Annotated in this window: 9 protein-coding genes; 8 read left to right on the top strand and 1 reads right to left on the bottom strand. The window is 49.5% G+C overall.

What is annotated here, in order from left to right:
- Positions 1 to 3: 3 nt before the first annotated feature.
- Positions 4 to 1,362 carry a sugar porter family MFS transporter gene (locus tag F4Y64_00925; GenBank protein MXX96165.1) on the bottom strand — a complete coding sequence of 453 codons (1,359 nt, stop codon included), beginning with the start codon at positions 1,360 to 1,362 and terminating at the stop codon, positions 4 to 6.
- A 681-nt stretch (positions 1,363 to 2,043) separates the two neighbouring features.
- Between F4Y64_00925 and F4Y64_00920 the strand changes: the two genes are divergently transcribed.
- From F4Y64_00920 to F4Y64_00885, 8 genes are all read left to right on the top strand, one after another.
- Positions 2,044 to 2,505 (top strand): hypothetical protein, encoded by a 462-nt coding sequence (locus F4Y64_00920; GenBank protein ID MXX96164.1) that lies wholly within the window; start codon positions 2,044 to 2,046, stop codon positions 2,503 to 2,505.
- Position 2,506: 1 nt separating this feature from the next.
- A complete protein-coding gene (locus F4Y64_00915) occupies positions 2,507 to 3,274 on the top strand; it encodes a creatininase family protein (protein ID MXX96163.1) in 768 nt (255 codons plus the stop codon).
- A gap of 42 nt (positions 3,275 to 3,316) precedes the next feature.
- On the top strand, positions 3,317 to 4,108 hold the full coding sequence (locus tag F4Y64_00910; GenBank protein MXX96162.1) for a hypothetical protein: 792 nt from the start codon (positions 3,317 to 3,319) through the stop codon (positions 4,106 to 4,108).
- A 5-nt stretch (positions 4,109 to 4,113) separates the two neighbouring features.
- Positions 4,114 to 7,383: a DUF1080 domain-containing protein gene (locus tag F4Y64_00905; protein ID MXX96161.1), complete on the top strand. Its 3,270-nt coding sequence runs from the start codon at positions 4,114 to 4,116 to the stop codon at positions 7,381 to 7,383.
- 184 nt (positions 7,384 to 7,567) lie between these two features.
- Positions 7,568 to 8,101 carry a cytochrome c gene (locus F4Y64_00900; protein ID MXX96160.1) on the top strand — a complete coding sequence of 178 codons (534 nt, stop codon included), beginning with the start codon at positions 7,568 to 7,570 and terminating at the stop codon, positions 8,099 to 8,101.
- Between the two features lie 16 nt (positions 8,102 to 8,117).
- Positions 8,118 to 9,134: an SMP-30/gluconolactonase/LRE family protein gene (locus tag F4Y64_00895; GenBank protein ID MXX96159.1), complete on the top strand. Its 1,017-nt coding sequence runs from the start codon at positions 8,118 to 8,120 to the stop codon at positions 9,132 to 9,134.
- 152 nt (positions 9,135 to 9,286) lie between these two features.
- On the top strand, positions 9,287 to 9,943 hold the full coding sequence (locus tag F4Y64_00890; protein MXX96158.1) for an HAD family phosphatase: 657 nt from the start codon (positions 9,287 to 9,289) through the stop codon (positions 9,941 to 9,943).
- A 71-nt stretch (positions 9,944 to 10,014) separates the two neighbouring features.
- Positions 10,015 to 12,165, top strand: a complete 2,151-nt coding sequence (locus tag F4Y64_00885) for a PQQ-binding-like beta-propeller repeat protein (protein MXX96157.1) — start codon at positions 10,015 to 10,017, stop codon at positions 12,163 to 12,165.
- Positions 12,166 to 12,868: the final 703 nt, after the last annotated feature.

The following is a 12,868-nucleotide window of genomic DNA, read 5'->3' as shown; positions in this document are numbered from 1 at the left end:
AGGCTACTTGATTCCCAACTTCTTATTTATCTCTTCGAGTGGAATCCCCTTTGTCTCAGGCATTACAAAAATGACCCACAACAGTTGCCCGACCATGCACAGTGCGTAAAATGCAAAAATATTTGCGCCTGAAACTTCTGCAATCATCGGGAACGTCAGAGAGATGATTGCGGCCATAATCCAGTGTACAAAGCTGCCGAGACTTTGTCCGCGAGCCCGGATGCTGTTCGGGAATATTTCACCAATGAATACCCAAATCACGGCACCCTGCCCAAATGCATGCGATGCGATGAAAACGATGAGACTTGCCAATACGACAGGGCCCGTCGTATCAGTGTAGAAGGCAACGGCAGTCGCTCCCAGGCTTAGGATATATCCGATAGACCCTGTGAGCATGAGCTTCTTGCGTCCAAGCTTGTCAATGACCATAAGAGCAGCGGCCGTCACAATCAGATTGACCCCGCCGATAATCACAGATTGCAAAAGTGCGGACGTACCCGATGCCCCAGCCATTTCAAAGATCCTGCGGGTGTAGTAAATGAGCGCATTGATTCCAGAAAGCTGGTTGAATGCAGCGATGGCTACCGCAAGAAGGATGGGCTTGAGGTACTTTCGCTGAAAAAATTTTTCCGTCAAATGGTCACGTGCTTCTACAAGCGACGAGCGGATTGCACTGAGTTCTTTCGTAACATCAAACCCACTTCCTCCTATATCCAGTAACACGCCCTCCGCTTCATCATCGCGTCCCTGTGCCACGAGCCATCTCGGACTTCTGGGGTTAGTGAAGAGCAGCAGCGTGAATGCAAGTGCAGGGACGGCTTCTACTCCAAACATCCAGCGCCACTCAGCGTTCCCCAATTCAAATGAAGCAATAATGAAATTAGATAGATATGCAACCAGGATACCCAGGACGATATTAAGCTGCACCATCGCCACGAGTCGCCCCCGCATATGGGCCGGAGCAATTTCGGCTACATACATGGGGGCAACTACTGATGCCCCACCAACACCTAGTCCACCGATCAGGCGAAAGAGCGTAAACGATTCCGCATTCCACGCCACAGCACTCCCGAGTGCCGACACCAAATAGAGAAGCCCCATGACCATCAACATCAGGCGGCGTCCATAACGATCAGCAGGCTTCGCAAAGGCAAGGGATCCGATGATCGTTCCTATCAGTGCACTGGCGACTAGTGCACCATGCCAGAAGGCAGGTGTGCCAAAAATGGAGCTTAGATGTTGGTACGTCGGGTCATATAAATCTCGAAGAGCACCCTCCGCTCCTGAGATTACAGCTGTGTCAAAACCAAATAACAAGCCGCCGAGCGCAGCGACAATGGAGGCCCAAATTACACGAGTCATTCGTATTTACGGTTTAAATTCTTCCCAAATTGCGTTAATCCGAGCAGAAAACCAAATTGAATAGTCAAAAAGATAAATCTCGGTGGAATAAAGCAGGTAGGTCACTGATAAAGAACATCCGTCTACACGAAGATAATGGAGGATCTTACCTGCTCCAAGCTAACCCATCACATATGATAATAACCAGCCCTTGACCTGAACATATGTCTTGTAGGATTTTTGGTTTCCCAATACGGGCGTGATTCGTGAGATACAGTAACGACCTTGATGGCTGCTGCGGTCATCGTTCCGCGACCCTCTCACTACTCTGGAGATGCTAATGCGCGGTTTTCCCGTGAATATATAGGACCTTGCCTCTACGTGATTTTCGTGCTGATCGTAGATGCGGGTAAGCCGTAACATATAGCCTAATCGAGTGAGCCTGGTAAAACATATGTTAGACGCTAAGGCGCTGTACTGGTTATATGTTATCGGGTGGGATGCGATGTCCCTTCCACGTCGGAACCAAAGGTATTGGCTGGATTCCGATTTTGAAAAATCGATTGTATGCTCCATGGACGAGTTCACTCGTGCTTCATACCTTCGTTGGCGTACTCATTTGACGATCACTGCAAACAGGTTTAATCACTCGTGCATTATCGCCTGCCCTATCGTATATTTCTACTTCAGGTCGCTGGCATAATGATGAGGCACTACTCAATTCTGATTATACTTCTGGCAGTGCTGCTCTGGGGCTGTATAACGACTCCCTTGGGAGTAACGGTTACCTCTCGGGCTCCCAAGGATTCAACCTCTTCTGGACCTGTTCAGGTGAAACGGGCATGGGTCTTTGTAGAGGGATCTCAGCAAGGGACTACACCCGCTACCGTTCGTATCCGACGTAGCTACGAAATCACAAACGTTTCCCTGCGTGTGGGGCAGGATTTTGATGAGGTGCGTCGATACGAATTGGAGAGAAGTGTAACGTCTAATCGGATTATGCAGGATTACACGTTCCGAGGCACCAATGATAGTGGTTATCTCACGTTTAACTCCACAGAACTATCCCGTGACAGTAAAGGGCGGTTGATTGTCCCCTATTATCAAGGCCCCATTCAAATCCTTGACCATGAGTACGATTTAGTCTTGATTGTGACCCAGTAGCGTGAGTGCCCGACCATACGTGCTTCAAGAAACCAATTGGAAATCAGTCAAGGAGACCAACTTCCAGGTTGCTGTACTCCCCTGGGGAGCTACGGAAGCACATAATACCCACCTCCCCTACGGCACGGATAATATGCAACTGGACCGAATTGCAGCAGATTCCTGTGCGTTTGCGTGGGAGCAGGGTGCACGGGTCGTTGCATTGCCAACTGTCCCTTTCGGAGTCAACACAGGGCAATCGGATATAAAGCTGGACTTGAATATGATGCCCAGCACACAGTTGGCATTAATGGGAGATATCGCCCGTGTTCTTGAACAACAAGAGATTCCAAAACTTGTGATTCTGAACGGACATGGCGGAAATGATTTTCGCCAGATGGTTCGGGAAGTGGGATTTCATTATCCAAAGCTCTTTATCTGTGAAATAAACTGGTTTAAGGCTCTTGATACAGCACACTACTTCAATAACCCCGGCGATCATGCAGGAGAACTTGAAACAAGCCTCATGCTTGAGATCGCTCCCGAACTTGTCCTCCCGCTTGATGAGGCAGGAGATGGGAATGTCCGTTCATGGAAAATCCCTGAATTCCATGAAGGATGGGCCTGGGCAGAGCGGCGCTGGAGCAAGGTGACGGACGATACGGGTGTTGGAGATCCCCGTGGAGCGTCAAGTAGCCGAGGAAAGCGATTTCTTGATGCGCTGGCTCAAAAACTAGGCACATTCCTAGTCAAATTAGCCTCGACGGATAATACCGATCTTTATGAATAACATTCTAGTTGAACTGGAGCGACATTTAAGTTCCCCCCACTCATGATTCACGCCATACGCAGACTGTGCTGCATACTCATCGTCACAGTGCCATTACTTACTCATGCACAAGATCAGGCCGGTGCTTACCTGTTGGATATTGATGACCTGCTGATGCGAGCGCATGCAGCCAGTCAAATCGCCTTGGAGGCTACTGAAATTCAAGAGATCAAAGCCCAGGCCGAAATAATCGCAGAGACAGTCTGGGGATCGCCTTCCGGTTTACTCACTCAAACTGGCGGTGCTGCAGTCCACGGCTGGAAAACAAGATGGCAAACCGATGGGACTGAATTTGATGAAGCGCATTCCGAGCGTCACGGCTCCGATCCACCACTGGTCGCAGATCCCAAAGAACTCGGAATGATGGGACGAGGGCGTGCGGTCATTGAGTTGCTTTCCAATTCAAAAAATGAGGCACACGTAGATCATGTCATGGCTTCCCTGAGCAATGTCATTGGATGGATGCGTCTCAGCGATGGCGTAACTAAAGGAGAGCGCCAGCCACGCATTGATCTCACTCATGTCTGGGATGCCCCCTCCCGCTTCTGGAATACAAGTGCAGATACCGGTTGGCTCTTGGAAGCCTATGCTCAGGCAATCAATATCCTCAAGACAGACTATCACGGTAATCTTGGCATGGCTCGTGAGCATGCAAGTGCACTGGTAAACCTATTAGAGAAATGCAGGACGGGACAAGATGAGAATGGAGATGGGAGCGTGGCGCCAGTCATGATGGAGGGCGGAATTGATACGGCGATTCAACACGCAGGATATTTGGGAATTATTGATAACTAGAGACTATGAAAAGCAGAGTTACGGGCATTCTATGCGCGACATGTATTGGGCTCCTGATTGCACTGGGAGATGTTTTGCCGGTCCAGGCACAGTGGCAAACTCTCTTTGATGGCTCGACGCTTGAAGGGTGGTATCAGGCAGGGCCTGGAGAATTTACACTGGAAGCGGACGGGTCTATGCTTAGCAGAGGTGGAATGGGCCTCTTCTATTACAAGGATAAGTCATTCCGTGATTTCGAATTAGAGCTTGAGTGGATGACGAACAAGTATACCGCAAATAGTGGTGTGTTTGTGAGATTTCCCGAAACCGATGATCCATGGGTTGCAGTCAACGAAGGGTATGAAATTCAGATTGATGACAGCCGGGATCCCGACCACAAAACTGGCAGCATTTTTGCAATCAGCAAGCCATTTCGTTCAAATCCGCACCCCGTTGGAATGTGGAATGACTTTCGTATTCGTGTCACCGGACAGAGATATGAAGTATGGCATAACGGTGTGAAGGTCAATGATTACATGGGCAATCGGGGCCGAGAGGGCTTTATTGGATTCCAGAATCATGACGATAGTTCACGTGTAGCTTTCAAAAATGTACGGATTCGCCCCATCCAGGAAGATGTTTATGGATCTCTTGCTGAGATGATGGCGACCTCTGAAGCACTCGAGGAAATCCGCGTGCTCATGCTGACCACGACGCATGGATTTCGGCATGGAGCTGCAATTGAGGCGCAGAAAGAAGCCATGATGGCACTGAGTCAAACGACCGAACTTCGTGTGGATACGACAGAAGATGTCAGTATGTTGAATCCAGAGAGCCTTGCTGATTATGATGTCCTTTTTCTGGCGAATTCAACCCTGCGGCTCCCCCGCCCTGAAGGAGCCCCCACTCCAGAACCCGCAGAGGAGATGTTAGAAGGGACATTGGCCAATTACGATGTCAAAATGATGGTCCCAGACAACAGAATCGAGGGAAAGGTTGCTATCAGTGAAACTCCTGACTCGCTTACAGGGACGGTGAAATTCAACCTATTTCCTGAGCCCGCATCCTTGATGAGTATCCGGCTGGATACTGATTCTCTGGGGTTTTCATGGGATACGGGTGGAATGGGTATCGGACGTATGCGGCTCGGAATTGAGGGAGATTCACTACATGGGATGATGATCCTGGGAGAAATGCAAATCCCAGTTGTTGGCACCGAGAGTGAGCCTCCACCGGTAAGCTACGCGGTCACGATCACAACCCCACAAGCCCCGATGGATGCCCTGCTGACCCTTCAAGGAAGTTCAAGCGTCTTTGTCTTTCCAGAAGGAGAGGTGCCAATCCACGACTTGGAGCTACGTGAAGATTCTGTTCGATTCCACTTTAACATCCCCGAATTTGGCGATTTCTCTACGGCAGGAATCATTGAAGGTGACGATATCCAGGGGACGATCACAGGTGGGTTCGGTGCGATGCCCTTTTCTGGCTCCAGTGCCCAAGGAGATGAACCAGAATTTGAGGGAGAGACATTAGATCCAGATCACGTTGACGCTATTCTGGCATTTCTTGAGCAAGGTAAGGGAGTCGCCGTTGCCCATGCAGGACTTGATGCACTTTATCATTCCGAGGAATATCGAGAGATGGTAGGCGGTGGGCTTTTTGACAGCCATCCGTGGACGCACAGCGTTCGCGTTTCTGTAGAAAACTCAGATACTCCAGCAACACGTCATCTGAGTGATGATTTTTGGGTTCATGAAGAAATCTATGTACTGGACATCAACCCCCGTTGGAATTCTAAGGTTTTACTTTCGTTGGATACAGAGACCGTTGAACTGACCGAATCCGTGGCAGGACCAGAACGGAATGACTACCCCCTGAGCTGGATACGTACCCATAACAATGGGCGGGTGTTTGTAACAGCACTCGGACATTTTGCAGATACATGGAAGACGCCAGCGTTTCTAGAACACGTTGTACAGGGTTTGCGCATGGCTGCTGGCCGTACGGAAACAGATTTTTCCGGGCATCGAGTCAAAGAGGTGATTGCAGATAATGTCTGGCCAGATGATATCGCTGTGGACGACCAAGGGGATGTCTGGATTGCCGAACTGCGTGGAAAGATTCATCACTACGATGCGGAGACGGGCGAAGTAACACAGATTGCACACTTACAGACCACAGACCCAACGAACGTAGAACACGGCCTGTTTGGAATTGAAGTAGATCCTGAGTTTTATGAAGGCTCACCATACATCTACCTTTACTACACGGAACCGCATACTTTCATTAATACGCTTTCACGGTTTACCCATGCGGATGGAGCCCTCGATCTTGAATCCGAGCATGTCCTCCTTCGGGTTCCTACCGAACCTCAGTGCTGTCACCAGGCAGGTGATATTGAATGGGGCCCCGATTCGACGCTCTATCTTTCAACCGGTGATACAGGAATGTCTGAAGTACGCCCAGGATGGAAGATGTCCAAAGAGCAATTGTCTGCATTTATGAACACGCATGCTCTCAAGGACTATCATTGGGCACGTATCGTCGATTCGGAACGCTCTGCACAAAATTTGCAGGACCTGCGAGGGAAGATTCTCCGAATTAATCGGGATGGCACAATCCCACATGACAATCCGTTTTTTGGTGAGCCCGGGGTACGCTGGGAAATCTATGCCTATGGCCTTCGCAATCCATATCGATTTAAAGTAGATCCTCACACCAATGCGCTCTATATCGGTGTCGTAGGACCAGATGCTTCCTTTGATTACGACGAGTACAATATCTCCCTAAACGGTGGTGAGAACTTCGGATGGCCTCGAACTCTCGGGAAGTTGTTCTATAATGAGTGGACCCCGGAGTTGATACCTGATTATGTCCCCCCATTCTGGGAGTACGATTATGAGCACGGGGGACGTTCGGCTACAGTTGGGCCGATTTATCGCTCTGACGGCGAGTATACATTTGGCGCGGTCCTGAACAATCAGATCTTTGTGTTTGACTGGGCAAGACGCTGGATTAAGTATGGGGAACTCGTGGATGGGACATTTGAGAGTGATCAGGAAGAAGATGTGCGCCAGAACGTTCCAGATATTCAAATCCCAGCAAAGCGGTTGGTCAACATCAGGATGTTTGATACACTTAAGGATACCGCCCCCATTTCCATGGAGATTGGACCAGATGGGAGCATTTATGTGGCCGAATTTGACGGTTTCTGGGATGCTGGACCTGATGCGAAAGTGACGAGGTATCGTTGGATCCAAAATTCTTCCGCACCACAGGATCAATCAGAGAACTAGATCAGATTTGAGAGAATCTCGTGCTTTTGTTCGCCTATTTGCGGATTAAGAGCCATCTATATGATTGCTTTGAAGCTCAAATTACAGTTCGGCAAGGGTATCAGAAGATCAACTATACGCCGTGGTACTAGTTAATGAAGGTCCCCAACTCACTCGGAATACTGAAAATAGAAGCTTGAATTCGATGGTTTTCCGACCAGCACCGATAGGCTGTATGTCTGGCATGCTCGCAATCATGCTTTGGCTTGCGCTACCCAGTAGCACGATAGCTCAGACTGCATCTGCAGATGGAGAAGCACTTTACTTAACGCGATGCGGCTCCTGCCATCAAGCAGATGGTGAAGGCATTACCGGAGTCTTTCCCCCGCTGAATGAAATTGATTGGGTGACCGGTGATAAAGGACGTCTCATACGAATTGTTCTGGACGGTGTCATGGGAGAGATGCAGGTAGGAAATACGGTTTACAGTGGAGCAATGCCGCCATGGAAAACATTTCTAGGTGATCAGGAAATGGCCGCTCTACTCACCTATATTCGCACTACATGGGACAATGATGCCTCTGCAGTTACTGAAAATGAAGTCATGCTCGTACGAAAGGCTACGAGTGACAGAACACAGGCTTGGACTGCCGAAGAGTTAGCCGATGAAGCGAACCAGGGTATCCCTGGGTCCTTTGGCTTTTTCCTCTCTCCAAGCGATACGACAGGATCAAACTAAATCAATCTCTACTCCAATGCGTTACCTATTTTGGACGCCACTACTTTTGACGATATGCATCGTCTCGAATGCCTCAAGCCAAGAACTGATCGGATCGGTTGAGGTGCTTGACGAAACCCTGACCGATTTAGTCTCTGCAGATGCACAATTAGAGGTTCTAGCTGAGGGGTTCGTCTGGTCAGAGGGACCGGTTTGGGTTAGTGATGGGGAGTTTTTACTCTTCTCCGATGTACCGACGAATCAAATCTATCACTGGAGTGAGGGCAATGATGCCCGCATATTCCTTGAACCGTCTGGCTATACCGGTCCCGAAGAAAGAGGAGGCTCTCTTGGATCAAATGGGCTCACTCTGGATTCTGACGGAAATCTGATAATCACCCAACATGGTGATCGCCGTATTGCACGGTTGGGTACACCTCTTTCGGACCCTGAGCCGATGTACGATACGGTTGTAGACCGCTATGAAGGGGCTCGTTACAACAGCCCGAACGATTTGGTCTACCACTCAAACGGGATGCTCTACTTTACCGACCCACCCTATGGACTTGAGCTTCGGATGGAAGATCCATCCAAAGAATTAGATTTTCACGGCGTATTTAGTGCTACATCAGATGGAACTGTCACACTTCTTGAAGCAGGGCTTAGCCGGCCAAACGGATTAGCCTTTTCGCCGGATGAGAAAACGCTTTATGTCGCAAATTCAGATCCAGAAAATGCGATCTGGATGGCGTACGACGTCTTGCCAGATGGCGGAATCGAAAATGGACGAGTCTTTTTTGACGCGACCAGTCTTGTCGAAGATGGACTTTCTGGTTTACCTGATGGCTTAAAAGTAGACTTAGCTGGGAATCTATTCGCAACAGGACCAGGTGGAGTCTTGGTGTTCAACCCAGAGGGAGTTCATCTTGGTACAATCAATACAACTCAGGCAACAGCCAACTGCGCCTTTGGAGATGACGGGAAGGTCCTGTATATCACTGCAGATGGGTACTTATTACGGATCCCACTGCTTACTGAGGGTGCGATCCTCTGAGATTGATTGCAATTCGGATAGCCGTGATTCTGCCTTAGGAGTGTGCAGGGCTTTCGGCCATAAAACAATTGGCGGCGACCATTTCGCCGCCCGTATCTATCATGCCAGGAGGTAAATAGGCTATTGTAGCTCCCTCGGCCATATTGTTTGACATGGACGGAGTCATTGTTGATTCCGAATACTTGCATGAAAAAGCGCAGGACATTGTATGTAAGCAGTTTGGCCTAGATGTCCCCAAGACCGTGAACCCCCTATTCAAGGGATGGACAGAAGATCGGGTCTATGAATTCATTGCCGAACATTTTGGCACCGGGTCTACCACAGTTGAAAATCTTGTTAAAGCAAAACATGAAGCTTTCGCAAGCCTGTCGGACGAACTCCAACTGATGCCGGGTGCTCTGAGTCTTGTTCAGCTCCTGCATGAGCAGAGTATGCCCCTGGGCTTGGTAACTTCTGCCACAAAAACTGATCAGGAACGAGCATTTACAAAGTTTGGACTAGCTCCCTATTTTTCGTCAGTCACAACGATTGAAGATGTTCACCTGCCAAAGCCGGATCCACAACCATATCTGATCACTGCTGCTCGTTTGGACGCGCCTGCCGAGGAATGTATTGTGATTGAGGATTCGAAATACGGAATCCTCAGTGGACTGCGAGCGGGTTGCCATGTCCTGGGACTCACGACCACATTCCCCCACCAAGCCCTGCAGGACGCCGGCGCACACGCTGTATTCCGTTCCATTGCGGAGATTGAAGCATATCTTAGAACCCTTCTCTTTCCAACAAGTCATGAAGCCCAATCCGCTTGAGTTCATTGCACAAACCAATCGTCAGTCCTAGCCTTGGAAAGGAACAGCCTAAAACTAAACCGATTGAGTCAATGTGGCGCATCAGCATCTGCTTTTTAGTCATCGCTTTATGTGGTTGCGCTTCCAATCAAAACCCTACGGATAGCGAAGATTCTTATAGGGACTGGTCAGTATATCTAGGTGATGCCACGAGTAGTCACTACTCTACCCTTGATCAGATCAATCAGGACAATGTGGCTGAACTCGCGTTGGCCTGGGTCTACAACTCGGGTGACGCCGACAGCACAGGCCGTACTCAAATACAATGCAACCCCATTGTCGTAGACTCAATCCTATATGCCACTTCACCAGGATTGAAGACATTCGCTTTGAATGCGGCAACTGGAGAGGAAATCTGGCGTTTTGATCCGTTTGATGCGGGCGCAGTAGCAGAGGGTCCCGGGATTAACCGAGGTGTGACCTATTGGGAAGGCAGTGACCAACATGAGTCCCGCATTCTCTATTCCGCCGGATCCAGAATATTCGCATTGAACGCACTTACCGGAGAGCCAATTCTAACATTTGGCGAAGCTGGGTCGGTTGGTTTACGCAAAGATCTTGGACGTGATGTGACAGGCTTGGCCGTATCCGCGCGCACTCCTGGGATTATTTACCGACATCTATTGATTCAGGGGACCTCCCTGTCAGAGGGAATCCGCTCTGCACCCGGCCATATTCGGGCATATGATGTACGAACGGGAGATGTGGTTTGGACCTTCCGCACCATCCCGCACCCAGAGGAGTTTGGATATGACACATGGCCAGCAGAGGCATACTTGTACAGTGGGGGGGCGAATGCATGGAGTGGATTGAGCCTAGACAAAGAACGGGGAACAGTCTTTCTACCTACTGGATCAGCAGCTTTTGATTTTTGGGGCGGTAATCGTATTGGAGAAAATCTTTTTGCGAATTCCGTCCTGGCTTTGGATGCAATGACGGGCGAACGTAAATGGCATTTTCAGACAGTACACCATGATATTTGGGATCGTGACCTGCCCGCTGCTCCTAATTTAGTTACCGTTACGCATGAAGGGCGCAGTATTGATGCCGTCGCACAGGTCACGAAAAGCGGACATGTCTTCCTTCTGGATCGGGAAACGGGGGTCCCTCTCTTTCCGGTTGAAGAACAAGAATTCCCACCCTCAGATCTCTATGGTGAAGAGGCGTGGCCAACCCAACCAATTCCATTAAAACCCCCTCCATTTGCACGTCAGCGGTTTGATGAAGAGGATATCACGGACATCTCGCAGGAATCTCACGACTATGTGCTGGAGCGTTTTCGTCAGGTTCGCTCGAACGGACAGTTTGTACCTCCAAGCGTAGAGGGGACGATTATCTACCCAGGATTCGATGGCGGGGCAGAATGGGGTGGTGCCGGATATGATCCGACCACTGGAATGCTCTACGTCAACAGCAACGAAATGCCGTGGATCCTGACAATGGTTCCACTCAATCCGGACAACGCCGCTACGGGTGCGGGTTTATATGCACGCTACTGCGCTGGCTGCCATGGAACCGAATTGGAGGGATCCAGCGGTGGCGAGATGCCAACGTTGACGAATCTGGAGTCCCGAATGACAAAAGATGACGTAAACAACCAGATCGCGCAAGGAATCGGATTTATGCCTTCGTTTGGCTTTCTCAAATCAGACGAAGTGTCTGCAATTACGGATTTTTTATTTGGTGAAGCAGATGATACCCCAAGCGACACGATCCAAGTCACGGATCCTCAGCTGAGTAATTTCTTCGCCGGCTCTCCATACGGACACACTGGCTACAACCGGTTTTTTGATCAGGACGGTTATCCGGCAGTCAAACCGCCGTGGGGGACATTGAACGCAGTCAATCTGAATGCGGGTACGATTGACTGGTCGATCCCACTTGGAGAATTTCCCGAATTGACGGCCAAAGGCATCCAGCAAACCGGGACGGAAAATTATGGTGGCCCGGTAATTACTTCAGGTGGCTTGATTTTTATTGCTGCAACCCAGGACGAACGGTTCCGAGCATTCAACAAAGACACCGGAGAGCTGTTATGGGAAACCCAACTTCCTGCGGGAGGTTACGCAACACCGGCAACGTATGTGGTTAGTGGGAAGCAATACGTGGTCATCGCCGCGGGTGGTGGCAAGATGGGGACAAAATCGGGGGATGCGTACCTGGCATTTGCTTTGCCTGAATAGTTGAAGTGATCAGAACTACCTCAGGATTGGGAACAGTCATTTCAACATCGGTTCTGAAATTTCCCCTCTTGCTTTGCCTCCTCTTTTTTGTAAGTGTTCGTAAAGTCTTGCACCTTCCACAAATCATTTGTATAGTCTGTGTGCAGTTCTCTGTAATTCTGTTCACAAGCCACCCATGTAGGTGACGAAAATGATGAGAGTTAGCTTTTTGCGTGAACGAAATTGTACTGGTCGTGATGTTATTTGTCCTCTCTGGATCCTCTACTGACTTCAAAAGAGGATACACATGAGACCACAGTCACAATTCAAGGTACCTTCGCCTTTACTGTTGTTATCTCAGATCCAACGGGTATGTCTCCGTATGTTGGCACGCTCCGATTCACTGACCCCGAATTGAGCAACTTCCTCACCTGCCCTCCGTACGGACACGTTAGCTAGTGCTTGCCCGAATAATTAGTGCCCGTCCGAAAATCCCCCATATTCGAAATTTTGAACGGTCTTGGCCATCAGATGTTGGGCTGAATTCGGGTTCAGGCTTCGCAAGTTTTGGTGAACCGGTGGTTTTGGGAGATCAACTGGGACAACATAGCACGACCATCGCGCTCATTCGGGCCAATTGGACGCACCGATGCCGTGAATCCTATGATCCTATTCCCTGGTATAGTAGGACGGCCGTCAGATAAGGCTACGGGGCGCTATGTAT

It is taken from the genome of Rhodothermaceae bacterium, from assembly GCA_009838195.1.
Taxonomy (GTDB): Bacteria; Bacteroidota; Rhodothermia; order Rhodothermales; family Bin80; genus Bin80.
Note: the sequence above shows the minus strand (reverse complement) of the source record. Positions and strands in the feature narration are given on the sequence as shown.

Bases quoted from the DNA above. Each gene is read 5' to 3' on its own strand.
- F4Y64_00925 (MXX96165.1), bottom strand. From the start codon at position 1,362: ATGACTCGTGTAATTTGGGCCTCCATTGTCGCTGCGCTCGGCGGCTTG.
- F4Y64_00920 (MXX96164.1), top strand. From the start codon at position 2,044: ATGATGAGGCACTACTCAATTCTGATTATACTTCTGGCAGTGCTGCTC.
- F4Y64_00910 (MXX96162.1), top strand. From the start codon at position 3,317: ATGATTCACGCCATACGCAGACTGTGCTGCATACTCATCGTCACAGTG.
- F4Y64_00905 (MXX96161.1), top strand. From the start codon at position 4,114: ATGAAAAGCAGAGTTACGGGCATTCTATGCGCGACATGTATTGGGCTC.
- F4Y64_00900 (MXX96160.1), top strand. From the start codon at position 7,568: ATGGTTTTCCGACCAGCACCGATAGGCTGTATGTCTGGCATGCTCGCA.
- F4Y64_00895 (MXX96159.1), top strand. From the start codon at position 8,118: ATGCGTTACCTATTTTGGACGCCACTACTTTTGACGATATGCATCGTC.
- F4Y64_00890 (MXX96158.1), top strand. From the start codon at position 9,287: ATGGACGGAGTCATTGTTGATTCCGAATACTTGCATGAAAAAGCGCAG.
- F4Y64_00885 (MXX96157.1), top strand. From the start codon at position 10,015: ATGTGGCGCATCAGCATCTGCTTTTTAGTCATCGCTTTATGTGGTTGC.